This window comes from Microlunatus sagamiharensis (genome assembly GCF_900105785.1).
In the GTDB taxonomy this organism is placed as follows: Bacteria; Actinomycetota; Actinomycetes; order Propionibacteriales; family Propionibacteriaceae; genus Microlunatus; species Microlunatus sagamiharensis.
In genome coordinates this window covers 2,497,638-2,523,140 of sequence record NZ_LT629799.1, presented here as the reverse complement: position 1 = coordinate 2,523,140, position 25,503 = coordinate 2,497,638, and the positions used below count along the sequence as shown (strand labels likewise).

Annotated in this window: 24 protein-coding genes; 12 read left to right on the top strand and 12 right to left on the bottom strand. The window is 72.8% G+C overall.

The genetic code is table 11. From position 1 onward, the window contains the following. Window positions 1-26 precede the first annotated feature (26 nt). The gene (locus tag BLU42_RS11485) at window positions 27-2,639 is read right to left on the bottom strand and encodes an HAD-IC family P-type ATPase (RefSeq protein WP_197680418.1); all 2,613 of its coding nucleotides are present in this window, start codon (window positions 2,637-2,639) and stop codon (window positions 27-29) included. Between the two features lie 131 nt (window positions 2,640-2,770). On the opposite strand from BLU42_RS11485, the gene BLU42_RS11480 reads away from it, so the two are divergent. Both BLU42_RS11480 and BLU42_RS11475 read left to right on the top strand, forming a co-directional pair. Next, entirely contained in the window at window positions 2,771-3,793 is a 1,023-nt protein-coding gene (locus BLU42_RS11480; RefSeq protein ID WP_091074549.1) for a 3-hydroxyacyl-CoA dehydrogenase family protein, read from the top strand. Further along, window positions 3,790-4,752: a sugar phosphate isomerase/epimerase family protein gene (locus tag BLU42_RS11475; protein ID WP_231918105.1), complete on the top strand. Its 963-nt coding sequence runs from the start codon at window positions 3,790-3,792 to the stop codon at window positions 4,750-4,752. Before BLU42_RS11480 ends, BLU42_RS11475 begins: the two co-directional genes overlap by 4 nt. Window positions 4,753-4,867: 115 nt before the next feature. Here the strand turns inward: BLU42_RS11475 and BLU42_RS11470 are convergent, their stop codons facing one another. The 5 genes from BLU42_RS11470 to BLU42_RS11450 form a co-directional block, all read right to left on the bottom strand. Then, window positions 4,868-5,086 (bottom strand): hypothetical protein, encoded by a 219-nt coding sequence (locus tag BLU42_RS11470; protein ID WP_157719946.1) that lies wholly within the window; start codon window positions 5,084-5,086, stop codon window positions 4,868-4,870. A 44-nt stretch (window positions 5,087-5,130) separates the two neighbouring features. Continuing rightward, the gene (locus BLU42_RS11465; protein ID WP_091080210.1) at window positions 5,131-6,108 is read right to left on the bottom strand and encodes an epimerase; all 978 of its coding nucleotides are present in this window, start codon (window positions 6,106-6,108) and stop codon (window positions 5,131-5,133) included. 61 nt (window positions 6,109-6,169) lie between these two features. Then, window positions 6,170-6,655 (bottom strand): hypothetical protein, encoded by a 486-nt coding sequence (locus BLU42_RS11460; RefSeq protein ID WP_157719945.1) that lies wholly within the window; start codon window positions 6,653-6,655, stop codon window positions 6,170-6,172. 146 nt (window positions 6,656-6,801) lie between these two features. Further along, window positions 6,802-8,595, bottom strand: coding sequence for a glycoside hydrolase family 2 TIM barrel-domain containing protein (locus BLU42_RS11455; protein ID WP_091080206.1), 1,794 nt, complete (start codon window positions 8,593-8,595; stop codon window positions 6,802-6,804). Between the two features lie 2 nt (window positions 8,596-8,597). Continuing rightward, window positions 8,598-9,602 (bottom strand): LacI family DNA-binding transcriptional regulator, encoded by a 1,005-nt coding sequence (locus BLU42_RS11450; protein WP_091074546.1) that lies wholly within the window; start codon window positions 9,600-9,602, stop codon window positions 8,598-8,600. A 225-nt stretch (window positions 9,603-9,827) separates the two neighbouring features. Here BLU42_RS11450 and BLU42_RS11445 point away from each other — a divergent pair, with 225 nt between their 5' ends. From BLU42_RS11445 to BLU42_RS11425, 5 genes are all read left to right on the top strand, one after another. Then, window positions 9,828-11,096, top strand: a complete 1,269-nt coding sequence (locus BLU42_RS11445; RefSeq protein ID WP_157719944.1) for an ABC transporter substrate-binding protein — start codon at window positions 9,828-9,830, stop codon at window positions 11,094-11,096. A 55-nt stretch (window positions 11,097-11,151) separates the two neighbouring features. Next, window positions 11,152-12,090 (top strand): carbohydrate ABC transporter permease, encoded by a 939-nt coding sequence (locus BLU42_RS11440; protein ID WP_091074544.1) that lies wholly within the window; start codon window positions 11,152-11,154, stop codon window positions 12,088-12,090. Then, entirely contained in the window at window positions 12,090-12,986 is an 897-nt protein-coding gene (locus tag BLU42_RS11435) for a carbohydrate ABC transporter permease (RefSeq protein ID WP_091074543.1), read from the top strand. Before BLU42_RS11440 ends, BLU42_RS11435 begins: the two co-directional genes overlap by 1 nt. A 65-nt stretch (window positions 12,987-13,051) precedes the next feature. Further along, window positions 13,052-14,290: a family 1 glycosylhydrolase gene (locus BLU42_RS11430; protein ID WP_091074542.1), complete on the top strand. Its 1,239-nt coding sequence runs from the start codon at window positions 13,052-13,054 to the stop codon at window positions 14,288-14,290. 93 nt (window positions 14,291-14,383) lie between these two features. Continuing rightward, a complete protein-coding gene (locus tag BLU42_RS11425; RefSeq protein WP_091074541.1) occupies window positions 14,384-14,935 on the top strand; it encodes a hypothetical protein in 552 nt (183 codons plus the stop codon). A 20-nt stretch (window positions 14,936-14,955) separates the two neighbouring features. Here BLU42_RS11425 and BLU42_RS11420 read toward each other — a convergent pair whose 3' ends face one another. Continuing rightward, window positions 14,956-15,324: a VOC family protein gene (locus BLU42_RS11420; RefSeq protein WP_091074540.1), complete on the bottom strand. Its 369-nt coding sequence runs from the start codon at window positions 15,322-15,324 to the stop codon at window positions 14,956-14,958. A gap of 61 nt (window positions 15,325-15,385) precedes the next feature. Between BLU42_RS11420 and BLU42_RS11415 the strand changes: the two genes are divergently transcribed. Further along, a complete protein-coding gene (locus BLU42_RS11415; protein ID WP_091074539.1) occupies window positions 15,386-15,829 on the top strand; it encodes a MarR family winged helix-turn-helix transcriptional regulator in 444 nt (147 codons plus the stop codon). Between the two features lie 9 nt (window positions 15,830-15,838). On the opposite strand, the gene BLU42_RS11410 is transcribed toward BLU42_RS11415, so the two are convergent. Next, complete coding sequence (locus BLU42_RS11410) at window positions 15,839-16,915, bottom strand: zinc-binding dehydrogenase (protein ID WP_091080203.1); 1,077 nt, start codon at window positions 16,913-16,915, stop codon at window positions 15,839-15,841. Window positions 16,916-17,027: 112 nt separating this feature from the next. Between BLU42_RS11410 and BLU42_RS11405 the strand changes: the two genes are divergently transcribed. Beyond that, on the top strand, window positions 17,028-17,768 hold the full coding sequence (locus BLU42_RS11405; RefSeq protein ID WP_197680416.1) for a helix-turn-helix transcriptional regulator: 741 nt from the start codon (window positions 17,028-17,030) through the stop codon (window positions 17,766-17,768). A gap of 4 nt (window positions 17,769-17,772) precedes the next feature. Here BLU42_RS11405 and BLU42_RS11400 read toward each other — a convergent pair whose 3' ends face one another. From BLU42_RS11400 to BLU42_RS21710, 4 genes are read right to left on the bottom strand one after another with little or no spacing between them, the layout of a single operon-like run. After that, window positions 17,773-18,972, bottom strand: a complete 1,200-nt coding sequence (locus BLU42_RS11400; protein ID WP_091074537.1) for a pyridoxal phosphate-dependent aminotransferase — start codon at window positions 18,970-18,972, stop codon at window positions 17,773-17,775. Then, window positions 18,969-19,763, bottom strand: coding sequence for an SDR family oxidoreductase (locus BLU42_RS11395; protein ID WP_091074536.1), 795 nt, complete (start codon window positions 19,761-19,763; stop codon window positions 18,969-18,971). The genes BLU42_RS11400 and BLU42_RS11395 overlap by 4 nt, the downstream gene beginning before the upstream one ends. Continuing rightward, entirely contained in the window at window positions 19,760-20,737 is a 978-nt protein-coding gene (locus BLU42_RS11390) for a dihydrodipicolinate synthase family protein (protein WP_157719943.1), read from the bottom strand. The genes BLU42_RS11395 and BLU42_RS11390 overlap by 4 nt, the downstream gene beginning before the upstream one ends. Window positions 20,738-20,763: 26 nt before the next feature. Beyond that, the gene (locus tag BLU42_RS21710; protein WP_407940268.1) at window positions 20,764-21,426 is read right to left on the bottom strand and encodes a D-2-hydroxyacid dehydrogenase; all 663 of its coding nucleotides are present in this window, start codon (window positions 21,424-21,426) and stop codon (window positions 20,764-20,766) included. A 627-nt stretch (window positions 21,427-22,053) separates the two neighbouring features. On the opposite strand from BLU42_RS21710, the gene BLU42_RS11380 reads away from it, so the two are divergent. The 3 genes from BLU42_RS11380 to BLU42_RS11370 are packed head-to-tail and all read left to right on the top strand — an operon-like array spanning window position 22,054 to window position 25,501. Beyond that, on the top strand, window positions 22,054-22,854 hold the full coding sequence (locus BLU42_RS11380) for an SDR family NAD(P)-dependent oxidoreductase (protein WP_157719942.1): 801 nt from the start codon (window positions 22,054-22,056) through the stop codon (window positions 22,852-22,854). After that, window positions 22,851-23,897 (top strand): ABC transporter ATP-binding protein, encoded by a 1,047-nt coding sequence (locus tag BLU42_RS11375; protein WP_197680415.1) that lies wholly within the window; start codon window positions 22,851-22,853, stop codon window positions 23,895-23,897. The genes BLU42_RS11380 and BLU42_RS11375 overlap by 4 nt, the downstream gene beginning before the upstream one ends. After that, window positions 23,894-25,501 (top strand): ABC transporter substrate-binding protein, encoded by a 1,608-nt coding sequence (locus BLU42_RS11370; RefSeq protein WP_091074532.1) that lies wholly within the window; start codon window positions 23,894-23,896, stop codon window positions 25,499-25,501. Before BLU42_RS11375 ends, BLU42_RS11370 begins: the two co-directional genes overlap by 4 nt. Window positions 25,502-25,503: the final 2 nt, after the last annotated feature.

The following is a 25,503-nucleotide window of genomic DNA, read 5'->3' as shown; positions in this document are numbered from 1 at the left end:
GGGGCGGTGCGCCGCCGGGCGACCGCTCAGGCGCCGGCCGTCGTCCGGCGAGGTCGGCGAGTGTCCTGGACGTCGGTCTCGGCGGTCTCCTCCGGCTCGAGCGGGGTCAGGTCGCCGAGGCCGAGCAGCCGGTCGAGCACCCGGAACCGGTACACCGCGGACAGGACCACGAACCACAGCAGCAGCAGCGGGACCGCGATCTCGTACACGACGGGGGCGGGGCGGGTGAGCCCGAAGTAGCTGCGCGGCGTCGGCACCACCAGCGCGGCGAGCAGCCCGACGAGCAGGACGACCACGAGCACGGCCGGCCGCCTGTCCGGGCTCGGTCGCGTCCAGGACGCGAAGAGCCGCGTCGGCGGCTCGAGGAAGAGGATCAGCAGGATCGAGGCGATCGAGACGAACGTCGACAGCCCGGTCTGCGCCCCGACGGTGGCCGCCGCGGAGACGAACCCTGGATCGGCGGCGTTCAGGTCGGTGTAGCGCGAGAACTCGGTCACCAGCCGGTCGCGGAGCCGCGGGTCGGCGAAGCCGTCGGTGATGGTCGTGTACAGGTAGGTGTACGTGCCGACCGCGAACGCCGCAGTCAGCACCGCCGCCGGCGTGACGAACCGTACGAGCTCCAGCAGCAGCCTGCGGTGCGTCCCGCCCGGCCGGGCCCACGCGGTCAGGAAGAGGGTCGGCAGCCCGACGGTGAAGAGCGTCAGCCCGGTCTGGGCGGGGGAGTAGGGGAAGCCGAGCCCGAGCATCGTGACGATGACGATCACGAGGGCCTGGGTGGCGACGCGGGTCAGGAAGACCTGGGTGGAGACCGCGATCCCGCCGATGATGCGCCGGCCCTCGCGGCGGGCGGGCAGCAGGGCGCCGAGGGAGTCCTCGAGCAGCACGATGTCGGCGACGTCGCGCGCGACCGTGCTCCCGCTGCGCATCGCCACGCCGACCTGGGCGGCCTGGAGCGCGGGGGCGTCGTTCACGCCGTCGCCGACCACGGCGACGTAGTGGCCCTGCCGGCGCAGCGAGCTGACGACCCGGACCTTCTGCGCCGGACTGATGCGGCCGACGACGTCGGCCTGCGCGACGGTGACGTCCAGCTCGTCGTCGTCGAGGCCGTCGAGCGTGCGCCCGTCGACGGGGGTGCCGGGGTCGAGACCGACACGCCGGGCGGTCCCGGCGACGGCGACGGGGTCGTCGCCTGAGAGGAGCACGACCCGGATGTCCTCGGCCACGAGGCGGGCGACCGTGTCGCGGGCGTCGGGGCGCAGCTCCTCGGCCAGGCAGACCAGGCCGAGGGGTTGGAGCGCCGGCAGGGTCGCCCGGCCGCCGGAGCCGTGCAGCTCGGCGTCGGGCTCGGCCGCCTCGGCGACCACGAGGAGGCGGAGACCCTGCGCCGAGCGCCCCTCGACCTGCTGCTCGAGGCCCGTCCCGGTCAGGGCCGGGGCGAGCGCGTCGACCTCACCGACGACCCAGCTCGCCCGGTCGGTCCGGACGCCGCCCCAGCGCAGCGCGGCGGTGAAGGGCACCTCCTCCCGGACGGGCTCCCCGGTCCCGGCGTGGCTCTCCAGCTCCCTCCGTAGGGCTGCGCCGGTGGGCGTCGAGGTGCCGACGGCGCGGGTCAGCGCGTGCAGCGCGGCGTCGAGGTCGTCGCGGCCGCGACCGGCGAGCGGCACGACCTCGGTCACGTCGAGCCGGCCGGTCGTCAGCGCCCCGGCCGTGTCGGTGCAGAGGACGTCGACGTTGCTCAGCGACTCGACGGCGTTCACCTGCTGCACGAGCGCCCCGCGGCGCGAGGCGACGACCGCGCCGCCGGTGTAGGCGAGCACGATCAGGAAGAACAGCCCGTACGGCACCAGTCCCGACAGCACCGCCGCGGTCTGCACGACCCGGGTGACGCGGAGGTCGTCGAGCGCGGCCTGCAGCAGGATCGCGCCGCTCATCAGCACGACGACGACCATGACGAGCCGGACGCAGAAGGCGATCTGGTGCTGCAGCGGGGTGCCGGCGGTCCGTGAGCCGCGGGCCTCGGCCGTGAGGCGTCCGGCGTGGCTGCCGGCGCCGACGTCGCGGGCCTGCTGCAGGCCCTCGCCGTCGACGACCCGGCCGCCCGAGAGCAGCTCGTCGCCGACGTCGCGGCGCTGGGCGCCGGGCTCGTCGGTCACCTGCGACTCGTCCACCGACACCCGCCCGTCGCGGACCGGCCCGTCCACCACGACGGGGTCGCCGGGGCGGACGCGTACGAGGTCGCCCCGCACGACGTCGGTGGGATCGAGCTCGACGTCGTCACCGCCACGAACGACGACGACCGTGCCCCGGTCGCTCTCCTGCAGACGGTCGAGCTGCCGCTTCGCGCGGATCTCCTGGCCCGCGCTGATGACCGCGTTCAGCAGGCCGATGCCGACGCTGATGACGGCGTCGTTGTAGCGCCCGAGCGCGAGGAGCGCGAGGCCGATCGCGAAGAGGATGGTGTTGTAGAGGTTGAAGACGTTGGTGCGCAGGATCCGCCCGTAGGTGCGCTCCGAGGCGCTCACCGCCTCGTTGCCCTCGCCGCGGCGCAGACGGTCCTCGGCCTCGGCCGCCGACAGCCCGGTGAGCGGCGTGAGGTCGACCGCCGGCTCGGGCGGTGCGTCGCTCGTCGGGCCCGGCACGCAGCCATTGTGGGGCCAGCGCCTGTCCGCCAGGGCGTACATCCGTGTGGTCTCACGAGAGCGTGCCCACCCGGGGCGCGAGACCGGGGGCTCCCTGACACCGCCGGTCGGGCGGGGCTAGTTTGCTGCGGGTGAGCATCCGCAACATCGCCGTCGTCGGCGCCGGCTACATGGGCGGCGGCATCGCCCAGGTGCTGGCCATCGCCGGCTTCCGGGTCACCGTCACCGACGCCGATGCCGAGACCACCCGACGCCAGCTCGACCGGATCCGGCAGGAGGCCCGCGCCTTCGAGGACCAGGGCCTCTTCGACCCGGGATCGACGGACCTGGTCGTGGCCAACGTACGGGCCGCCGAGAGCCTGGCCGAGGCCGTCGCCGAGGCGGACTTCATCGAGGAGGCCGTCTCCGAGAACCCCGCGGTCAAGGGTCCGGTGCTGGCCGCCATCGAGGCCGCCGCGCGTCCGGACGCCATCATCGGGACCAACACCTCGACGCTGCCGATCGGCGGGCTCGCCGTGAACCTGCAGCGCGCCGAGCGCTTCCTCGGGGTGCACTTCTCCAACCCCGCCCCCTTCATCCCCGGCGTGGAGCTCATCGCGCACGAGGGCACCGATCCGGCGGCCGTCGTGGCGTCGGAGGAGCTGGTCGCCCGGACGGGCAAGCTCAGCGCGCGCGTGAGCGACAAGGCGGGCTTCGTGCTCAACCGCCTCCAGTACGTGCTGCTCAAGGAGGCCGCCTCGCTCGTCGAGGAGGGCGTGGCGACCGCGGAGGACGTCGACATCGTCGTCAGGACGACGTTCGGCTACCGGCTGCCCTTCTTCGGTCCGTTCGCCATTGCCGACATGGCCGGGCTCGACATCTACGCGGCCGGCTTCGGCACCCTCGCCGAGCACTACGGCGAGCGGTTCGCGGCACCGGCCGTGATCACCGAGCTGGTCGAGAGCGGTCACCTCGGGGTGAAGAAGGACGGTGGGTTCGTCATCCCGGCCGGGGACTCCGCCCCGCTCGTCGCCTACCGCAACCGCGCGTACGCCCGCCTCGGCCAGCTCCTCCGCGAGCTCGGCCCGGCGCCGACGGTCGGTGGCGCCACGGAGACCCCCGAGGCGCTCGAGAATCCTCAGCCCCTGACGACGACCGAGGAGTCGGACCAGTGAGCACCTACGTCAACACCCCGGGTACGCAGGCGCCGTACACCGCCGAGACCTGGCCGATCGCCGCGGCGATGCTGGCCTTCGGCGGCCAGGACTCGAAGGGCGGCCCGATCCAGGACGCCGACCCCCAGGAGTGGGGGCGGCAGCTGCGCCTCGTACGCCGGCTGGGCTGCACCGAGGTCGACCCGACCGACACCTGGGTGCGGGTCGCGGACCTGTCGCCCGGGCGTCTCGACGACTTCTCCGCCGTCCTCGCCGACTCGGGGCTGACGATCCCGGCGATCTCCACCTCGCGGCGCAGCGTGATGGACCCCGAGCACGGCGAGGAGTACCTCGACTACAGCCACCGGCTGCTCGACGCCGCCAAGACGCTCGGCGTGCCGATGGTGAGCTTCGGCTTCTTCCAGCCCTTCACCCCGGCCCAGGCCAAGGCGCTGTGGTTCTGGCTGGAGGACGGCTGGAAGGACGACTTCTCCGACGAGGCGCGGGCGCTCGCCGCCTCCCGGATCCGCGAGCTGGCCGAGCACGCGCAGGGCAACGGGCAGCAGATCACCCTGGAGATGTACGAGGACACCTACGTCGGCACCTGCGACGACGCCGTGTCCTTCCTCCAGGAGGTCGACCACCCCGCCTGCGGGCTCAACCCCGACATCGGCAACTTCATCCGGCTGCACCGGCCGATGGAGCCGGTCACCGAGATGTTCGAGAAGGTCCTGCCCTACGCGAACTACTGGCACGTGAAGAACTACTCGCGCGACGAGGACCCGGCGACGGGCACCGTGGCGACGTTCCCGCTGCCGATGGAGTTCGGGCTGATCAACTACCGCTCGGTGGTCGGCCGCGCCCTCGAGCTCGGCTTCACGGGCGCCTTCCTCTGCGAGCACTACGGCAGCGACAGCCTCGGCGTCATCGCCCGCAACCAGCGCTACATCCGCGACGTGCTCGCCACCCTGCTCGACTGAGCCGGGCGGCCGACGGGGCACCCCTTCTGCGACGAGGCACCTCCTGCAGGAGGTGCCTCGTTGGCGCACGGGGTGCCCGGTGCGGACCGGTGGGGTGGCGTCCTGCTGCTGGGTCCTAGAGCTTCTGCCCGGTGGTGTGCTGCGGCGCAGGCTGCACGACCGGCAGGCTCCCGCGTGCGTCGGCGTCGGGCTCCATCGCCAGCGTGTACGGGTTGACGACGAGTGGCGAGCTGCCGGAGGAGCGGTCCCGACGGCGCCGGCGGAAGGCGACGACGCAGACGAAGCCGATCGTGACCACCGGCAGCAGCCCGAGGAGGAACGACACCAGATCCATGACTCACGGTAGCCCCGAGCGGCCGGTGGCGGTGAGCCGGTCGGTCAGCGGGTGAGGTCGGCGACGGCCGGCTCGAGCTCGGTCCAGCGGAACGCGAAGCCCGCGTCGAGGAGCCGCTTCGGCACCGCCCAGCGGCTCTTGAGCACGAGCTCGGACTCCTGGCGCAGGACGACCATGCCGACCTCGAGGAACCACCGCGGCGCCGGCAGGCCGAAGGGTGCCCGGGCCGCCCGGCGCAGCGCGGCCATGAGCGCGGCGTTCGTGCTCGTGCCCGGCGCGGCGAGGTTCACGGGGCCGTCGATCTCGGCGTGCTCGTCGAGGAAGGCGACGGCGGCGACGAGGTCCTCCAGGTGGATCCAGCTGAACCGCTGGCTGCCGCGCGCGGTGTCGTGGTGGCGGTGCCACACGGTCGGGCCGGTCGGCGTCGGGCCGATGCCGCGGTAGCGCCGGTGCGGGAACCACCAGCCGTCGCGCTGCGCGCCGCCGATCCCGCAGCGCGCGGCGGTCAGCAACTTGTTCAGCGCCGGCCCGTCGCCGAGCACGATCGCCATGCGCAGGGCGACCCGGCGGGTGCCCGGCAGGTCGCCGTCGAGGAACGCCCGCTCCCAGTCCCGCGCGACGTCGACCGAGAAGCCCTCGCCGAGCTCGCCGTCGTCCTCGGTCTGCGGCCGGTCCGTCGAGTGGCGGTAGATGGTCGCGGTGCTGGCGTTCATCCAGAGCCGCGGCGGGTCCGCCGCCCGGCGAACCGCCTGGTGGAGCGCCCGCGTGGTGTCGATGCGGGAGGCGTAGATCTCGTCGCGGTGGGCGTCGGTGTAGCGGCAGCCGACGCTGCGGCCGGCCAGGTTCACGACCAGGTCGGCGCCGTCGACCGCGGCGTCCAGCGCCTCGGGCTCGTCCCAGCGGACGTCCGGACCGCGCCGCCCGACGTGCACGACGTCGTAGCCGCGGGCGCGGAGGTCCTCGTCGAGCCGTACGCCGACTAACCCCGACCCGCCGGCCAGCACCGCCCGTGGAGGTGTCACGAGGGACACGGTCGCACAGTGCGGTGCCGGTTCGGCGCGGTCGGCCGGGGTTCCTCGAGGACTACGCGGTGAGGGTGACGGTGATGATCGCCGACTCGGAGCGCTTGACCTTGGAGCCGCCCTTGTAGGCGACGAGGAAGTCGTACGCGCCGGCGTCGACGCCCTCGCTCGAGAGGACGAAGGTCACCTTGCCCGACTTGTTCGTCTTCTTGGTCAGCAGGATCTCGCCGGTGTCGGAGCCCTGCTCGTCGAGGACGACGAGCGACAGCTTCTGCCCGGAGTAGTTCTTGTACTTCTTGCCCGACTTGCGGGTCAGCTTGGCGGTGAAGGTCAGGTCGTCGCCCGCCTTGGCCGTGCTCGGCCCGCTGGCGCTGATCTTGGTCGAGGCCTTGGCCGCCTTCTTCGCGGCGGGCGTGGCGACGGAGTGCTGGCTGTAGGTGGCGTGGGCCGTGGTGGGGGCGGCCTGGGCCGCGGGGGCGCCGGCCGCGAGGCCGATGGTCAGGGCGGCGGCCGCGGCGGTCTTCGCGACGGTCTTGATGATGCTCACGGGGTTCTCCTCGGTCGTGCCGGGCGTCGTGCGGTCACGGTCGGCGCGCACAACCTACGGTCGCGACGGGCTCTGCGCTGACGTTCTGCGAGATCGGGCCCGAGCCGTGGCCAAGAGCGGCATCGGCCGGCTGGCGTCCACCCTGCTCAGCTGCCGCCCCGGACCAGGCGCCGGACCCGCTCGACGGGGATCTTGGGCTCGCGGCCCGCGGTGAGCAGCCCGTTGGTCTCCTGCCCGGTGTCGGTGAGCTGCGTGTAGCAGAAGCCGGCGAGAGCGCGGCTCGACGTCACGGCGCGCAGGATGCCCCCGACCTGGTCCTCCAGCGCCTCGGCGTCGCTGGCCGTCGAGTAGCCCCAGTCCTCGCTCCCGCCAGCGGCCAGGCTGACGCCGCCGAACTCGGTGAGCAGCACCGGCCGTCGACCTGCAGGTTGGCCGGCCGACAGGCGTCGCCCGGCTGGTCCGACGCCGGCCACGAGCGCGTCCACCGCGCCCCGGTCCGCGTAGCGCTTGGCCAGCACGCCCGGGTCCGACTCGTAGTCGTGGACGGTCCACAGGTCCGAGGAGGTGTGCTCCCAGCCGTCGTTGGAGACGACGGGCCGTGTCCCGTCCAGTGCGCGGGTGAGGTCGGCGAGCGACCGGCTGTACGCCTGCTGCCGGGGGTCGTGGCTGATGTGCTGCACGCCCCAGCTCTCGTTCAGCGGCACCCAGGTGACGATGGAGGGGTGGGACCTGTCCCGCACCACGAGGTCCGTCCACTCGGTCACGAGGTGCCGCACGGCCCGCGCGTCGAAGGCGTACGCGTTCGCGGTCTCGGCCCAGACCATCAGCCCGAGGCGGTCGGCCCAGTAGAGGAAGCGCGGGTCCTCGGCCTTCTGGTGGACGCGGGCGGTGTTGAAGCCGAGCGACAGGATGAGCTCGACCTCCCGACGCAGCATCGCGTCGGTGGCCGCCAGGTGCGTCTCGGGCCAGTAGTTCTGCGCGAGGACGGCCCGGACGACGAGAGGCCGGTCGTTGAGGAGGAAGTGGTCGTCGCCGACGCCGGTGGTCCGCAGGCCGAGGTAGCTGCCGACCAGGTCTACGGCCGACCCCTGCGCGTCCTCCACGACGACGGCGGCGTCCAGCAGCGTCGGGTGCTCCGGGATCCACAGCAGGTCCTCGTGCTGCTGACCGTTCCGCTGACGGGGGAGGACCAGCCGGATCCCGACGTCCGGGTCGCCGAGGGTGGACACCGAGGCCTCGGCGAGCAGGACGCCCTCGTGGCGCAGCGCGGCGCGAACGCGGGCCCCGGGCTCGAGGTGGCCGGTGAGCCGTACGTCGAGGGACACGGTGGCGGTCGGCACGTCGGCAGTCCAGGTCAGCGCGGCGACGGCGACGTCCCCGACGCATTCGAGCCAGACCGGTTGCCAGATCCCGGTCGTGCGGTGGTACCAGATGACGTGCGGCTGCTCGAGCCAGTCCTGCTTGCCGCGCGGGACCGAGACGTCCTGGGGCGGGTCGACGGCCCGGACGACGAGCACGTTGTCGCCGTGGACGTCCAGCACGTCGGTGAGGTCGGCGGTGAAGGGCGTCTGCCCGCCGACGTGCGTCGCGACGAGCTGTCCGTTCAGCCAGACGCGTGCAGCGTGGTCGACGGCGCCGAGGTGGAGGAGGACTCGATCGCGGCTCTCGCTCAGGCCCGCCCGCTCGAGGTCCTCGCGGTCGACCGTCCTCCGGTACCAGACCGCGCCGAGGAAACCGGTCTCGTGAACCCCGGAGGCGGGTGACTCGGGCGGGAAGGGCACGACGATGCGCCGGTCGAAGGTGACGTCGGACGGACTGGTGACCCGCACGTCGGTGACGGCGAAGTCCCACTCGCCGCCCAGGTCCTGCCAGTGGTGACGGACCAGCTGCGGCCGCGGGTGGGTCGGGTCCTGGGCGAGCGCGTCCGGCAGCTCGGGCATGGTCACGTCTCGGCTCTCCTCGTGCTCGCGCGCTCCACGATCGTGAAGTCGACGGTGTGGTTGCCGGGGACCGGCGGGTCGGCGAGCAGGAGCTCGACGGCGGTGCGGGCCAGGGAGGACGTGTCGGGCGAGACCGACGACAGCGACGGCGTGCTGTAGCGCGACTCCTCGATGTCGTCGAAGCCGATCACCGCGATGTCTTCCGGCACGCGGACCCCGGCGACCAGCAGCTCGTGCATCGCCCCGAGGGCGAGCAGGTCGCTGAAGGCGAAGATCGCGTCCGGACGCACGTCGCTCTCCAGGAGCTGCCTCGCGGCGGCGGCCCCGTCGGCGCGCTGGTAGTCGACGACCGGGAGCACCAGGCGCTCGTCGAGCTCGAGCCCGGCGGCCTCCAGACCCCGTCGGTAGCCCGTTAGACGCAGGTCGGCGGCGCGGCGTGGCTCGGACTCCATGGCGCCCAGCGCGGCGACCCGGCGTCTGCCCAGCCCCAGCAGGTGCTCGGTCGCCGCCTGCCCGGCCGCGGTGTTGTCCACCGCCACGTGCGGGTACGGACTGGCCCCGGCCTGCTCGCCGAGCAGCAGCAGCGGGGTGGGATCGGTGCGTGCGTACAGGTCCGCAGGACCGAGCGTGAGCGGGCTCATGATCAGGCCGTCGACCGCGGGGGCACCGATCCCGGAGAGGATCCGGCGCTCGGCCTCCACGTCGCTGTCGGTCTGCTGGATGAGCACCGTGATCCCGCGCTCGTGCGCGGCCCGGACGAGCTGCGAGGCGAGCTCGGCGAAGTAGGGCTGCGCGAGCTGGGGCAGGGCCAGGGCGATCATGCCGCTCCTGCCGCTGCGCAGCTGGCGGGCGGCGAGGTTCGGCCGGTACCCCAGCTCGGCCATCGCTGCACGCACCCGGTCGGCCACCTCATCAGTCACCCAGCCGGTGCCGTTCACGACGTTGGAGACCGTCTTGGCGGACACGCCGACGCGCGCGCCGACGTCCTTGAGCGTCGTCCGTGGCATGCCTGAGCCTCCCCTCCGGGTCCGTCCCGCCGTCTGCCGCCACCCCGTTCAGAGCCCGTGGCACGCCGCCGTCGCACCTCTTGTGGCGCTGTCCGGTGGTCATGTATAACAGGGTCCTGCTCGGCAGTTCAACGTTGAACGAGGGGATTGAGAATCATGGCAGGACAGGCAGGTCGCGGTGGTCGAGAGCGCGCGTCGCGCGCTCTCGTCGCCGCAGGTGCAGGGTTGGCGGCGCTCACGCTCGCGTTGACCGGGTGCGCGGGTCAGGGCACCTCAGCGAGCAACGACCAGCCGGCGGCGAACACGGGCGGAAAGGTCACGCTCAACTTCTGGAACGGCTTCACGGGTCCCGACGGACCTGCGCTGGAGCAGGTCGTCAAGGACTTCAACGCCTCGCAGGACCAGGTCGAGGTCAAGACGAACATCATGCCGTGGGACACCCTCTACCAGAAGGTCCTCACAGCGGTGGCCGGCAACGACGGCCCGCAGATCATCGCCATGTCGGCCTCCCGGCTGCCGCAGTTCGCCGACCAGGGGCTCTTCCAGCCCGTCGACGACTACTACACCGACCCGGCGAACGACTCTTCTGCCCTGGCGCCGGCCGCCGTGCAGGCCACCGAGTTCGACGGCAAGAAGTTCGGCGTCCCCGTCAACTACACGCCGATGATGATGTACATCAACAAGGACCTGTTCACGAAGGCCGGGCTCGACCCGTCGAAGCCGCCGACCACCTGGGACGAGTTCGCGGCGATGGTGCCCAAGCTGACCAAGGACACCAACGGCGACGGCAAGCCGGACCAGTACGCGATCGCGCTCGCGGACCACGAGACGGTCCCCGTCTTCGAGTCGATGCTGTGGGGGACCGGCGGGGCGATCGTGTCCGACGACGGCAAGACCTCCCAGCTGGGCAGCCCCGAGTCGCTCAAGGCGCTCAACTACTGGGTCGATCTCGTGAAGGACAAGAAGGCCGCGCCCGTCGGGCTGTCGGGCGCCGATGCGGACAAGCTCTTCACGACGCAGAAGGCGGCGATCGAGATCGTCGGGCCGTGGGCGACGGGCGGCTTCACCGACGCCAAGATCGACTACGAGGTCGTGCCGCCGTTCGCCGGACCCAGCAGCAACACGGTGCTGGCCGACGTGGTGGCCATGGGCATCCCGGCCAACGCGGACGCGAGCACCAAGCAGGCGGCGTACAAGTTCTTCGCCTACTGGAACTCGGCCAAGGGCCAGACCACCTGGTCGAGCGGGTCCGGCTTCCCGCCCAACCGCGCCGACGTCGCAGACAAGGTGACGGGCAGCCCGTACCCCGCGATCTTCGGCGCCCCCGAGGTCGGACAGCGGGCCAAGGTCCTGCTCGCGGGTGTGGCCGCGGGCGGCCCGATCATCACCGACGTCTTCGAGCCGGCGGTGCAGAAAGCCCTGAACGGGCAGGGCTCGGTGGACGACATCTTCACCGCGGCTTCCACGCAGGTCCAGAGCCAGCTCGACAAGTAGCAACCGACCCGTGGGCGGGCGCGCGAACCGTGCGCCCGTCCGAGGGAGGACACCGATGACCACCACGTCGACCACGGCCCCGATCGCCGCGGCGGGCGCACGCCAGCACCGGCGGGTGCGGGCGACGACCCGGCGGGGGATCACCGCCTGGCTGTTCCTCGCCCCGTCGCTGATCATCCTGTTCGCGTTCACGCTCTACCCGATGATCCAGGCGGCCTACCTGTCGCTGACCGACTACAACCTCATCCGGGCGGCGCGGTTCGTCGGGCTCGACAACTACCGCGAGCTCGTCGGCGACCCGGACTTCTGGAACGCCTTCGGCAACACGCTGCTCTACGCCGTGGTCGTCACGCCCGTCACGGTGGTGCTCGCGCTGCTGCTGGCCGTCCTCCTGAACCGGCCGTTCGTCGGACGGGCCTTCGCCCGCACGGCGATCTTCCTGCCGTTCATCGTGTCGCTCGGGATCATCGCGATCGCCTGGTCCTTCCTGCTCGACCCGAACATCGGCCTGCTGTCCTACTGGCTCGCCAAGGTCGGCATCGTCCCCGAGCAGGGCTGGTTGACCGACCCCCGCTACGCGATGGCGGCGGTCATGGCGGTCGGGGTGTGGAAGAACGTCGGCTTCTACATGGTCATCTACCTGGCCGGCATCCAGTCGATCCCGGCCGACGTCTACGAGGCCGCACGGCTCGACGGCGCCGGCGCCTGGCAGCGGTTCCGCAGCATGACGCTGCCGCTGCTGGCCAACCAGACGCTGCTGGTCGCCGTGCTGGCGCTGATCGCGTCGCTGCAGGCGTTCGACCAGATCTACGTGATGACGCACGGCGGTCCGTTCTTCAGGACCGAGACCCTCGTCGTGCTGATCTACCGCGAGGGCTTCCAGAGCCTGCGCTTCGGCTACGCCTCGGCGATCTCGTTCGTGCTGTTGATCTTGGTGTTCGTGCTCTCGATGGTCCAGTTCGGCTGGCTCCGCCGGCGGGAGGTCAGGTACTGATGGCGATCACCACGCTGCCGACCGATGAGGTCGCCGGGACCAGTCCGGGCGCACCTCGGGTCCACGGTTCAGGCCGGGCGGGCGACCGCCTCGTCACCGTGCTGCTCGCCGTTCTTGCGATCGGCATCGGCCTGGCCGTCCTGCTGCCGGTGATCTGGATGTTCTTCACGGCGTTCAAGCCCGAGGCCGACGTCGTCACCTACCCGCCGACGCTGTGGCCGCGCCAGCTGACGCTCGAGCACTTCGTCGACGTCTGGCACCGCATCCCGTTCGCCCGGCTCTACGTCAACACGATCGTCTTCGCGGGCTCGGTCACGCTGATCTCGCTGCTCTTCGACTCGATGGCGGCCTACGCCCTCGCCCGCATCCCGTTCAAGGGCCGCGGCGTCGTCTTCGTGCTGATCCTGCTGCTGCTCATGCTGCCGTTCCAGGTGACGCTGATCCCGCTGTACGACATGCTCAACGGGCTCGGGCTGACCAACACCCTCCCTGGGCTGATCGTTCCGCGCATGACCAACGCGTTCGGCATCTTCTTCCTCACCCAGTTCTTCCTGTCCCTGCCGAAGGACCTGGAGGAGGCCGCACGGGTGGACGGGGCGTCGGAGTGGCGCACCTACTGGAGCGTGATCATGCCGCTGGCGCGACCGGCGCTGCTCACCCTCGGGCTGTTCCACTTCCAGTACAACTGGAACGACCTGCTCTGGCCGCTGGTCATGTCGTCCTCGGTCGAGACCTCGACCCTGCCGGCCGGGCTCGCGCTCTTCATGGGTCAGCACGTGGTCGAGTACGGCCTGCTGATGGCCGGATCGCTGCTGGCCCTGGTGCCCGTCGTGCTGTTCTTCCTGCTCATCCAGCGCAGCTTCGTCGCCGGCATCGCGACCACCGGGCTCAAGTGAGCCTCCTCGGGGCCCCTTCGTCCCGTCCCGACCACCATCACCACCATCGAGAGGACAGCATCATCGTGAGCGCCAGCACGCCCTGGTACCGGGAGGGACGCCTGCACTACGGCGTCGGGATCGAGGACACCTTCATCCCGCAGGAGCGTGTGGGGCACCGCAAGCTCGACGAGTACGAGCTGACCCAGCACTACGCGCACTGGCGCGAGGACCTCGCGCTCGTCGCGGAGAGCGGCGCGGAGCTGCTGCGCTGGGGCGTGCCGTGGTACCTCGTCGAGCCCCGCCCCGGCGAGTTCGACTGGTCCTGGACCGACCAGGTCGTCGAGGTGATGCGCGAGCTCGGCATCCGCTGCGTCGTCGACCTCATGCACTACGGAACGCCGCTGTGGCTGGAGAACTCCTTCCTCAACGCCTCCTACCCCGAGCGCGTCGCGAGCTACGGCCGGGCCGTCGCTGAGCGCTACCGAGACGTCTGGACCGACTACACCCCGCTGAACGAGCCGCACGTCAACGCCGAGTGGTGCGGGCAGAACGGTGCTTGGCCGCCATACCTGGAGGGGCAGGACGGCTTCGTCAAGGTGATCGTCCAGATCGCCCGCGGCATGGTGCGGACCCAGCAGGAGATCGCGGCCGTCCTTCCCGGCGCGACCTTCGTCCACGTCGACGCCGGCTTCCTCTTCGAGGGCGAGACGTCGCCGCTCCCTCGCTGGCTGCTCGAGGAGCGTCGGCTGTTGGCGCTCGACCTGATCACGGGGCGGGTCGACACCGGGCACGCGTTGCGGGGTTACCTCCACCAGCACGGAGTCACCGAGGCCGACCTGACGTGGTTCCGTGAGAACGCCGTCCAGCCCGACGTCGTCGGCCTGAACTACTACCCGCGCTTCTCGACCGGCCGCGTCGTGGACGGCCGGCACGAGCCGGTGCGCAGCGACGCCGCCGGGCTCCGCACGCTCGTCGAGCTCTACTCGACCCGGTACGGGCGACCGGTCGCCGTGACCGAGTCGTCGCTGGTCGGGACGCCGGAGGAGAAGGTCGAGTGGCTCCGGCTGGCGACCGACGAGCTCCTCGCGCTCCGCAGCGAGGGCCACGACGTCGTCGGGTTCACCTGGTTCCCGTTCTTCACCCTCGTCGACTGGCTCTACCGCTACGACCAGAAGCGGCCCGACGAGTGGTTCATGGAGTTCGGGCTCGTCGATCTCGTCCGCGGCGCCGACCAGGATCTGGCGCGGGTCCGCAACGACGCCTTCGCCGTCTTCCGGGAGCTCGCGACGGACGCTCGTGCCATCGGGTCGAGCGTCTCCTGACGAGTGCCGCGGTACCGGCCGTCAGAGGTACCGCTCCCGCAACGATCTGCGTGAGCACTTGGCGGCGAGCTCCGTGGGCGACAGCATCGTGGGGTGCTGAAGACACGGGTGGCATCCGCCGCCCTCGGGCTCGCCGTGCTCTGCGCGACGGCCACGCTGGCGGGCTGCGGGGCCCGGGTCCCCGACGCGCTCGAGGGGACCCGGCCGACCGCGGTCGCAGTCGCGTCGCTGGACCACTGCCCGTCGAGGCCGAGCGAGGTGCCGCGCTCCGACGGCTTCGGCGGCCTGGTCGGCTCGGGTGTGCTGCCCGCGGACTTCCGGCCCGTACGGGTCGTCCGGTGCCGCTGGGTCTCGGACACGGCCACCCGGGTGGTGATCGAGGAGGACCGCACGTCGTCGGTGACCCCGGCGTTCCTGGCGTCGCTCGAGCTGCCGGACCAGGTGGCGAACCCCGACAGCCACGCGGCCTGCGCCGCCGTCGCCACGAGCCTGTCGTACCTGGTCCTCGTGGACGCCGAGGGCCGGGCCGTGGTCCCGCACCTGCCCGAGGAGCCCTGCGGCGCCCCGCGGGCCGAGATCGAGCGGGCGGTCCACGACCTGGGGCTCACGCTCGCGAGGACCTACCGGTTCGACGACCCGGTCTGACCGCGGTGCCGGTGCGGTGCTCAGCCGCGGTCGTGCAGCGTGATCTGGTAGCCGTCCGGGTCGGCGAGGGTGAACGTGCGCCCGAAGGGGCCGTCGAACGGCACCGTGACGATCCGGTGCCCGTCGGCCTCGAGGGCGTCGTGGATCTCCTGCACCTCGGTGGCGTGGAGCCAGATCGCTGCGCCCACGCCCGGCTGCGGGACGGCGTCGAGGTCGGTGCCGGGCACGAGGTCGCGGACGGCGAAGGCCACGGGCTTCGTGTCGAAGACCACCGCGTGCGGCGGGCCGGCGGGGGAGCGCACGAGGCCGAGGTAGCGCTCGTAGAAGGCCTGCGAGGCGTCGAGGTCGCGCACCTGCAGGGATATGAAGTCGGGTCCGGTCACGGGCATGAAGAGCTCCTCTGGTTGTGTCAGTTATCTGACACACGGGAGCGTATGTCAGACTCCTGACATGGGTCAAGCAGGGTCGGGTATCGACCTCGAGACGTCGGTCGGCTACCTCCTCAAGGAGGCGTCGAGCGCGCTCCGCACGGCGATGGAGGAGGTGCTGCGGCCCCTCGGCATGAACGTCACCCGCTACTCCTGCCTGGAGCTGCTCGCCCAGCGCCCGGGGCTCTCGGGCTCCGAGCTCGCCCGCGGCGCGTTCGTGACGCGGCAGTCGATGAACGTCCTCCTCCAGGCCCTCGAGGAGGAGGGTCTCGTGGCCCGGCCCGCGGAGGAGGCCGTCGGCAAGGTGATCCCGACGCGGCTCACGGCCAAGGGCCGCCGGAGCCTGGGCGCGGCGACCGCGGCCGTGCGGGCGGTCGAGGTCAGGATGCTGTCCGGCCTGGACCAGGCCGGGCAGGCCCGGGCGGCCGAGGCGCTAAGGAGCATGGTCCGCGCGCTTCGCGACTGACCGCTCCCCTCAGGGCACCAGGGTGACGATCTCCAGGCCGCGCACCGCCTCGGCCCGCGCGAGGGCGTCGTCGGGGTCGTCCAGCCCGACCGTGGTCACCGCCAGTGCGTCGAGGTCCACCAGGCCGGCCTCGACCTGGCGCCAGGTCGCGTACGCGGTCTCGTTCGACGCCATCCACGAGCCACGCAGCGTGAGGCGCCGGTGCATGAGGTCGCCGTAGGGGATGGACAGGTCCTGGCGCACTCCACCGACGAGCACCATCGTGGCGTCGGTGCGCAGCACGTCGTACGCCGCCATGGTCAGGTCGCTGGTTGGCGCCGGGCCGAGGGCGTCGACCACCACGTCGGCGTCGCCGTCGAGCGCGCGGGTCAGCGCCGCTGCGTCCGTCGCCCGGTCCCCGGTCGCCGGGACGGTGAGTACGCGCTGGTCGAGGGCGGCGAGGCGCTCGAGGCTGGCCGTGCTGCGGCCGTACGCGACGACCCGGCCGGCGCCGCGCGCGAGCGCGAGCAGCACCGTCGCACCCCCCAGCTGCCCGGTCGCCCCGCTCACGACGACGCGGTCGCCGGGGCCGAGGCCGCTCCGCTCCACCGCTCCGGCGGCGATGGTCAGCCACGGCAGGAACGCCAGCCGGGCGGGATCGGGGTGGTGCTCGGCGCCCGGCAGGGCCAGCAGGGTCGACGCGGGCATGAGCGCCCGCTCGGCGAAGGTCCCGGTGCGCCAGGTCCGCCGCATCGCGTCGGTGGTCGCCGTCGACCGGCCTCGACCGCCGATGCCGGTCCAGCCGAGCAGCACCTCCTCGGGCTCGGCGACGCGGCCCGACGTCAGGAACCCGCCGGTCATGACCACCTCGCCCGGCCGCACGGTGTGGACGTCGTCGCCCACGGCCTCGACCACCCCGATGCCGCCGACGCCCAGGACCGTCGGCGTGGCGATGCCGCCGCGGCCCCCGGCGACCAGCACCCGCGTGTACGCGGGGACCTGCACCGCGAGCATGCGGAGGACGGCTCCACCGCTGCGCGGTCTGGGGTCCGGGACCTCCTCCAGCCGTAGACCCTGATCCAGCGAACCCAGCACCCATGCCTTCATGACCACGAGTCTCGGTCGGCTTCAGCCTGGTATCCAGAGCCGCTTCATACTGGTACCGGACCTACCAGCAGAGGAGTGGACCACGGACGGCCGAGGTCGGGGAGAGCTCGCGATGTTCCTGCGCGCGCGGCGGGAGCGGACCTCACCGGTCGACGTCGGCCTGCCGAGTGGCAGCCGGCGCCGGACGCCGGGGCTGCGTCGTGAGGAGCTGGCCTCCCTCGCCGGGATCAGCACCACCTGGTACACGTTCCTCGAGCAGGGGCGCGACGTGCGCCCGTCCGGTCAGGTGCTCGACGCGCTCGCGAGGGCGCTGGGGCTGGGCGACGCCGAGCGGGCCCACCTGCACGCCCTGGCGAGCGACGGCGTGGCGCCGGCGGAGGAGGCCGAGGTGCTGTCGCCCGAGGTGGCCGGCGTGCCGGCGCTGGTCGAGCCCCACCCCGCGTACGTGACGGGACGCACCTTCGACCTGCTCGCGTGGAACCCCGCGGCCGTCGAGTGGTTCCGCGGGGCCTGGGAGACCGAGCAGCCGAACCTCGCCCGCTGGGTCTTCACCGACCCGGTGGCCCGGGACGTTCTGCCCGACTGGCCGCTGGTCGCCCAGGGGGTCCTGGCCCGGCTGCGGGCCAACGCGGGCCGGCACCCGGGCTCGGCCCGCTTCGCCGCCCTCGAGCGCGAGCTGCGCGAGGCGAGCCCGGAGGCCGACACCTGGTGGCCGCGCTACGACATCGCCACGAGCCAGTCCGGCGTCAAGCGCGTGCGGACGCGGACGGGCGAGGAGCGGCGGCTGGCGTACGCGTCGTTCCTCGTGAGCGATCAGCCCGACCAGGTGCTCACGATCTACTCACCGGTCTGACGACTCAGGCCGTGAGCGCCGCCACGACCCGGTGGAGCCCCTCGGCCAGCACGTCGTCGGCCGAGGCCAGGGAGACGCGCAGGTGGCCCTCGCCGGCCGGTCCGAACGCGCGGCCCGGGGCCAGCGCGACCTGGTGGTCGACGACGAGGCGGCGGGCGAGGTCGGTGCTCGGCTCGTCGCCGGCGTACGCGAGCCAGAGGTAGAAGGCTCCCGACGGTCGGGTGGCGAGGGTCAGCGCCCACTGGTCCCCGAGCTGCGCCGAGCACCGGTCGCGGCGCGCGCGGTAGGCCGCCCGCATCTCCTCGACGTGGTCCTGCGGGCCGCCGAGCGCCGCGGCGCCGGCCCACTGCGTCGGGGTGCTGACGCAGGAGAGGGTCGTCTCCTGGACCCGGCGCACGACGGGGGTGAGGGCGGGCGGCGTGCAGATGTAGCCGAGCCGGAAGCCCGTCATGGCGTGCGTCTTCGACAGCGAGAAGACGCTGACGACCTCGGGCGCCGGCCGGCCCGACGCGCGCAGGCGCTCCGCGACGAGCGCCGCGCAGGGCTGCGGGTCGTCGAGCCACATCTCGTCGTAGCACTCGTCGGCCACCACCCACAGCCCGTGGCGGGCCGCCCAGCCGAGGACGTCCTCGAGGACCGCGGCGTCGAAGCCGCCGCCGGTCGGGTTGGACGGGCTGTTGACCACGAGCACGCGCGTCCGCGGCGTGACCAGCCCCTCGAGGGCGTCGAGGTCGGGACCCGGGCGGTCGCCGGCGAGCAGCGGGTAGCCGACCGGGACCGCGCCGCAGACGACCGCGAGGGTGCCGAGGTTGGGCCAGCCCGGGTCGGGGACGAGGACCTCGTCACCGGCGTCGAGCAGCGCCCGGTAGGTCGCGCCGAGGCCCTCGACGCCGCCCGCGCAGACGGTGACGTCGTCGGGGGAGACGCTCAGCCCGTTGACCCGGGCGACCTTCGCCGCGGCGGCCTCGCGGAGGGCGGGGATGCCCGGGGTCGGGCCGTAGCGGGTGGCCCCGTCGCGGGCCGCCTGGGCGAGCGCCTCGACGACGTGCGGCGGCGTCGGGTGCGACGGCTCGCCCATCTGCAGCTGCAGCGTGCCGGGGGTGCGCCAGGCCAGGTCGGCCACGGCGCGGATCCCCGAGGGGGCGATGGCGGCCGCGGCCGCCGAGCCGACGGTGAAGGCGCTCCCCGCAGCCTGGGGGCTCACGGGAGCGACCTCAGCGAACCGCCGTCGCACGCGATCGTGGTCCCGGTGACGTACGACGCGGCGTCGGAGGCGAGGAAGGCGACGACCGCGGCCAGCTCCTCCGGGCGCCCGTAGCGCCCGGCCGGGATCGACGCCGCGCTGTCGCGGCTGACGTCCTCCACGGGCTTGCCGGTCCGCTTCGCCGCGGCCTCGTCGAGCGAGGCCACGCGCGGGGTGGCGATCCGGCCGGGCAGGACGCCGTTGACCGTGACCCCGTCGCCGGCGATTGTGCGGGACAGCGTCTTCATCCAGGCGGCGAGCGCCGCGCGCCCGGCGTTGGAGTAGGCGAGGGTGTCGATCGGCTCGCGCACGCCGGACGACATGATCGAGACGACGCGGCCCCAGCCGCGCTCCCGCATGGCGGGCAGCAGCCGGTTGGCCAGGTCGACCGGGGTGACCGCGAGCAGCTGGAACGCCGCCCGCAGGCCCTCGGCCGTGACCTCGTCCGCGCGGGCGACGGGCGGGCCGCCCGCGTTGAGGACGAGGACGTCGACGCGCCCGTACGCCTCGACCGCGGCCTCGGCCACGACCGCCGCGGCCCCCGGGTCGGCCGCGTCCGCGGCGACCGTGCGCACGGTGACGCCGGTGCCGGCCAGGTCGGCGGCCGTGGCGTCGAGCCGGGCCTGGTCGCGCGACCAGAGCAGCAGGTCGTGCCCGGCCTCGGCCAGCGCCCGGGCGGAGGCGGCGCCGAGCCCGGAGGTGGCGCCGCCGACGACGGCGACCTTGCGCTGCGCAGCAGGAGAGGTGCTCACGCCGCCACCTCCGCCCCGAGGAAGGCGTCCACGTCGAAGCGCTCCGATGACGGGTCGAGCCCGACCCGGGCCAGGACCTCGTCGAGCTCGGCAGTGGTGACGGCGTCGAGGCCGGCCGAGGGGACCGGACCGCGCATCGCGCCGGAGGTCAGCGCGCCGCGGCGGCGCAGCACCTCCTTGCGGATGGCGAGGCCGTAGCCCGGCTGGCCCTCGAAGGCGATCAGCGGGAGGAAGGCGTCGAAGACGCGGGCGGCGTGCGCCCGGTCGCCGTCGGCGAGCGCGAGGCGCACGGCGCGCAGCACCTCGGGGTAGGCGAAGCCGGTCATCGTCCCGGCGGCCCCGCGCGACAGCTCCGCGTACGCGGACACGCCGCCGAGGCCGCCGTAGACGGTGAGGTCCGGGACCTTGGCCAGCAGCTTGGTGATCTTGGGCGGGGTCGGGGCGTCCTCGAGCTTGATCGCCACCGCACCGCTCCGCTCGAGCGCCTCGACCAGCGTCGACACCGCGAGCTGCACACCCGTCGCGACGGGCTCGTCCTGCAGCAGCACCGGCAGCGGCGAGCGCCGTCCGACCGCGTCGAAGAAGGCGACGACCGTGTCGGCGTCGCGGACCAGGGGAGGGGCGGCGACCATCGCGGCCACGGCGCCGTGCTCCTGCGCCCGCGCGGCGCGCTCGGCGACCAGCGGGGCCGAGGCCGACGAGCAGCCGACGGCGAAGGGCACCTCGCCCGCACCGCGGGACACCGCGCCCAGCACCACGTCGCGCTCGGCGTCGGACAGCGAGGTGACCTCGCCCATCACGCCCAGCACGGTGACCCCGTCGACGCCCCAGCCCACGGCGGTGCGGACCGCCCGCTCCATGGCGTCGCCGTCCACCGAACCGTCCGCCGCGAACGGCGTCGGCGCGATCCACCAAGTCCCGCCCTGCAGGGCGTCCTCCCGACCGGACCCGGCCGTTCCCGAGGCTTGCGTCATCGTCTGCTTCTCCGTCCCCATGGGGCTCAGTAGCCCCTCGTCGCGTCGTAGGTGTTGCGCAGCGGGCGTCCGCCGAGGAAGCGCCGCAGGTTGTCGATGAACAGGTCGACCAGCGCCGCGTTCTCGCTGACCAGGGTCGAGGCCGAGTGCGGCGAGACGATCACGTTCGCCATGTCCCACAGCGGGGACGACGCCGGCAGCGGCTCCACCTCGAAGACGTCGAGCGCCGCGCCGCCCAGGTGGCCCGACGCGAGCGCGTCGACCAGCGCAGCCTCGTCGACGACCTGTCCGCGAGCCACGTTGACCAGGATCGCGCCGGCCGGCAGCGCGTCGATGCGGGCCCGGCTCAGCAGCCCGTTCGTCTCCTCGGTGAGCGGGGTCGCCAGCACGACGACCTCCGCGCCCGGCAGGACCTCGTCGAGCTCGTCGGTGCTCACGACGCGTGCTGCACCGGGGACGTCGTACGTCCGTCCTGGCCGGCCGACGCCGACCACGTCGAGCCCGACGGCGTCGAGCAGGCGGACCGTCTCGCGCCCGATCGAGCCGAGGCCGACGACGACCGCGCGGCGACCGCGGACGGAGGTGGTGGCGTAGCGCTCCCAGCGGTGCGCGGCCTGCTGCGCCCGCAGGTGCGGCACGCCCTTGGCCAGGTCGAGGACGCCGGTCAGCGCGAACTCGGCGAGCGGCACGGCGTGCACGCCGGCGGCGGTGGTGAAGGTGATGTCGGTCCGGTCCAGCCCGGTGCGCGCGACGAACCCGCCGATGCCGGCGCTCGTGGCCTGGACCCAGCGGAGCCGGGGCGCGTTGGTGGCCGTCGCGGCGGGGTCGCGCCAGTCGAAGTCGAAGGTCACGTCCGCGCCGGCGAGCAGGTCCGACCACCGCTGCGACTGCGCGGCGTCGAGGTCGGGCTTCGTCCCGCCGTGCTCGCAGGGGTAGCGGGGGACCGGCAGCAGGTCGGGCTCGAAGGCGACCTCGACCTCGGGCACGGCGGAGCGCAGCCGGTCGACGAGCTCGGCCTCGAGCGGCGAGGCGATGAGGACGGTGGTTGCGGGCACGGGTTCGATGCTCCTCCTGGACGCCGGGCGTCCGGTCGACCGCGTCGCCGGGTGGCAGGAGTTCGTCGCGATCGTCGATTGTCGACCGAACGTAGTCCCTCGGCGCCGGTCGCGTCCAGGGCGACGCCCCGAGCGAGTGCCCTGGTGAGAAGCCGACTCACGACCGTTACACGGACGTTTCTCAGAATCCCTTGACAGTCCGCGGCCGCGTGGAACATCGTCGATTGTCGACAACCGACGTAGATCGAACGAGGAGGACGCGTGGTTGCAGGAGCGCTGGACGGGTCGGTGGCCCTGGTCACCGGCGGGGCCAACGGGCTCGGTCGGGCCATCGTCGCCGCCCTCGCCGACAGCGGCGCGAAGGTCGGCGTGCTCGACCTCTCGCCGTGCCCGCTCGACCGCCCTGACGTGCTCTCGGTCGTGGGCGACGTGGCTGACGAGGGCGCCGTCGACGGGGCCCTCGCGACGCTCGAGGAGCGGTGGGGACCGGCGTCGATCCTGGTGAACGACGCCGCCGACTACCCGACCGCCGGCCTGCTGGAGATGACGCCGGCCGCCTGGCGCCACGTCTTCGACGTCAACGTCACCGGGCTGTTCCTCGCCTGCCGCGCCTTCGTCCAGCGCTACGTCGACGCCGGCCTCGGCTCGGGCCGCATCGTGAGCATCTCGACCGGCTCGGCCAAGAGCCCACGGCCGCGCGGGGCGGCGTACGCGTCGTCCAAGGCCGCGGTCGAGACGATCTCCGCGACGCTGGCCATGGAGCTCGGCCCGCTCGGGATCACCAGCAACGTCGTCGCCCCCGGCTACATCGACGTCCGCGGCGCGAGCGAGGCGAACCCCGACCGCGCGAGCGACGAGCTGCGCGCGTCGCTGACCGCCTCGATCCCCACCGGCCGCGCCGGCCTCCCGGCCGACATCGCCAACGCGGTCCGCTTCCTCTGCCTGCCCGAGAGCGACCACGTGAACGCCGCGGTGATCGCGGTCGACGGCGGGTCGGGCGCCGGGCGGTTCCGGATGCCGGGCGAGCTCAAGACCGCCGAGCCTGTGGGGGCGTCAGCGTGACGGCCCTCGCCACCGAGCTGGCGGCGACGATGCGCACGCCGCTGCTCGAGACGAGGGGCCTGAGCAAGCACTACGCGCTGCAGCGCAGCACGCGGGCGTGGTTCAAGCGCGAGCCGGGCGAGGTCCTGCGCGCCGTCGACGACGTGAGCCTGTCGGTGATGCCCGGGCGCACCCTCGGCGTGGTCGGGGAGACCGGCTCGGGCAAGAGCACGCTCGGCCGGCTGGTGCTGCGCCTCGAGCGCCCCAGCAGCGGCCAGGTCCTGCTCGACGGCAAGGACGTCGCCTCCGGTGGCGGCGCGATGAGCCACCGGCTGCGGCGCGACGTGCAGGTCGTGCTCCAGGACCCGTACACCTCCCTGAACCCGCACGAGACGGTCGGCGCCGCGCTCGCCGAGGTCCTCAAGGTCACCGGCACCGTCCCCGCCGCCGAGCGACCGGCCCGGGTGGCCGAGCTGCTGGACCAGGTCGGCTTCCCCTCCGGCTGGGCCGGCCGCAAGCCCGGCCAGCTCTCCGGCGGCGGTCGCCAGCGGGTCAGCATCGCCCGGGCGCTGGCCGTCGGGCCGCGGCTGCTGGTCGCCGACGAGCCGGTCTCGGCGCTCGACGTCTCGGTCCAGGCCCAGGTCCTGAACCTCTTCCAGCGGCTGCAGTCCGAGCTGGGCCTGGCGTACCTCTTCATCACCCACGACCTCGCGGTGCTGGAGCGGATCGCCGACGACGTCGCCGTGCTCTACCTCGGCCGCGTCGTCGAGTCCGGGCCGGCCGAGGCGATCTTCGCCAGCCCGGCGCACCCCTACACGCAGGCGCTGCTCTCCGCCGCCCCCAAGCTCGGCCGCCGTCGCACGACCACCAGCGCGGTCGCCGGCGAGCTGCCGAACCCGATCACCCCGCCCTCGGGCTGCACCTTCCACCCCCGGTGCCCGGCCGCCATGACCGTGTGCCGCGAGGTCGTGCCGCTCCCCACCACCACCCCGGCCGGCCAGCGCGTGGCCTGCCACCTCTACCCGGGCTCCACCGCCACCCCACCTCCTGGAGGAAACGCATGACGAAGCTGCCCGCCACGCCCCGCCGCTCGCTGCGGCGGCTCCGGCTGACCGGTGCGACCGGCATCGCCGCCGCCGCACTGGTGCTCGCCGCCTGCGGAGGAGGGGGAGGGTCCTCGACCGACCCCGCCGCCTCCGCCCCGGCCGCGACGAGCGAGGTCGACACCCTCAAGATCGCCAACGGCGTCGCGATCGACACCCTCGACCCGGCCGAGAACGCGGCGAACGAGAGCATCTGGCTCGACCAGAACATCTACGCCCGCCTCGTGCAGACCGACCCGACCGGCACCAAGGTCGTCCCCGACCTGGCCTCGACCTGGGAGACCAGCCCCGACGGCCTGACCTGGACCTTCAAGCTCAACCCCGACGCCAAGTTCGCCGACGGCTCGCCGGTGACCGCCTCCGACGCCGCCTGGTCGATCAACCGCGCCAAGGACCTCGAGGGCGGCTGGGGCTTCCTGATCACCCCGGTCACGTCGATCACCGCGCCCGACGCGCAGACCGTCGTGATCAAGCTCAAGACCAAGCACGCGCCGCTGCTCGCCGACCTCGCCATGTACGCGTTCGGGATCCTCCCGCAGAAGGCCGTCGAGGCCGACAAGGACTTCTTCAACAAGACCCCGTACGGCGCGGGTCCCTTCAAGGTCACCAAGCTCGAGCCCGACAGCAACCTGGTGCTGACCCGCAACGACAGCTACTGGGGCCCCAAGCCCAAGATCAGCACCGTCGACGTCAGCATCGTGACCAACGACAACACCCGCGTGCTGCAGCTGCAGGGCGGCCAGGTGGACGTGATCGAGAACCCGCCGGGCAACCTGGTCAAGCAGCTCTCGGCCAACCCCAAGCTGCGCGTCGACCTCTTCCCGTCGACCCGCGTCGACTTCCTGCAGGTGCCGCTGAAGTCCAAGCCGTTCGAGGACGTCCGGGTCCGCCAGGCCGTGAAGGCCGCGCTCGACCTCGACGCGATGAACACGCTCGCCTACCAGGGCAACGCGGTGCCGGCGAACACCTTCTTCCCCTACAAGATGCTCTACTGGGCCGAGTCGATCGCCGCACCCAAGCCCGACCTCGACAAGGCCAAGCAGCTGCTCACCGAGGCCGGCTTCCCGAACGGCTTCAAGACCGACCTGATCACGGTCAGCGGTGACGCCGCCGGCCAGGCGCAGGCCGTGGTGATCAAGGACGACCTGGCCAAGGTCGGGATCGACGTGACGATCCAGTCCTACGAGCAGTCGACCGCGTACACCAACGAGCGCTCGGGCACCAACGGGCTCGGTCTGCGCTACTGGACCAACGACATCATCGACCCCGACGAGGTCGCGACCTTCGGCGCCGACATCAAGGGCGGGGCCAACTCGTTCAGCTCCTACTGGGGCGACGAGGCCACGACCAAGGCGATCAACGACGCCCGCTCGGAGACCGACGAGACCAAGCGCGCGGAGCTCTACACGCAGGTCCAGCAGACGATCGCCGACCAGGCGCCGTTCATCCCGCTGGCCTACGCGCCCTTCCGCTACGCCTCCGGCTCGTGGGTCAGCGGCTTCCAGGTCTCCCCGCTCGGCAACTACAACGACTCACTGCTCAGCCTCACCGTCGGAAGCCACTGACC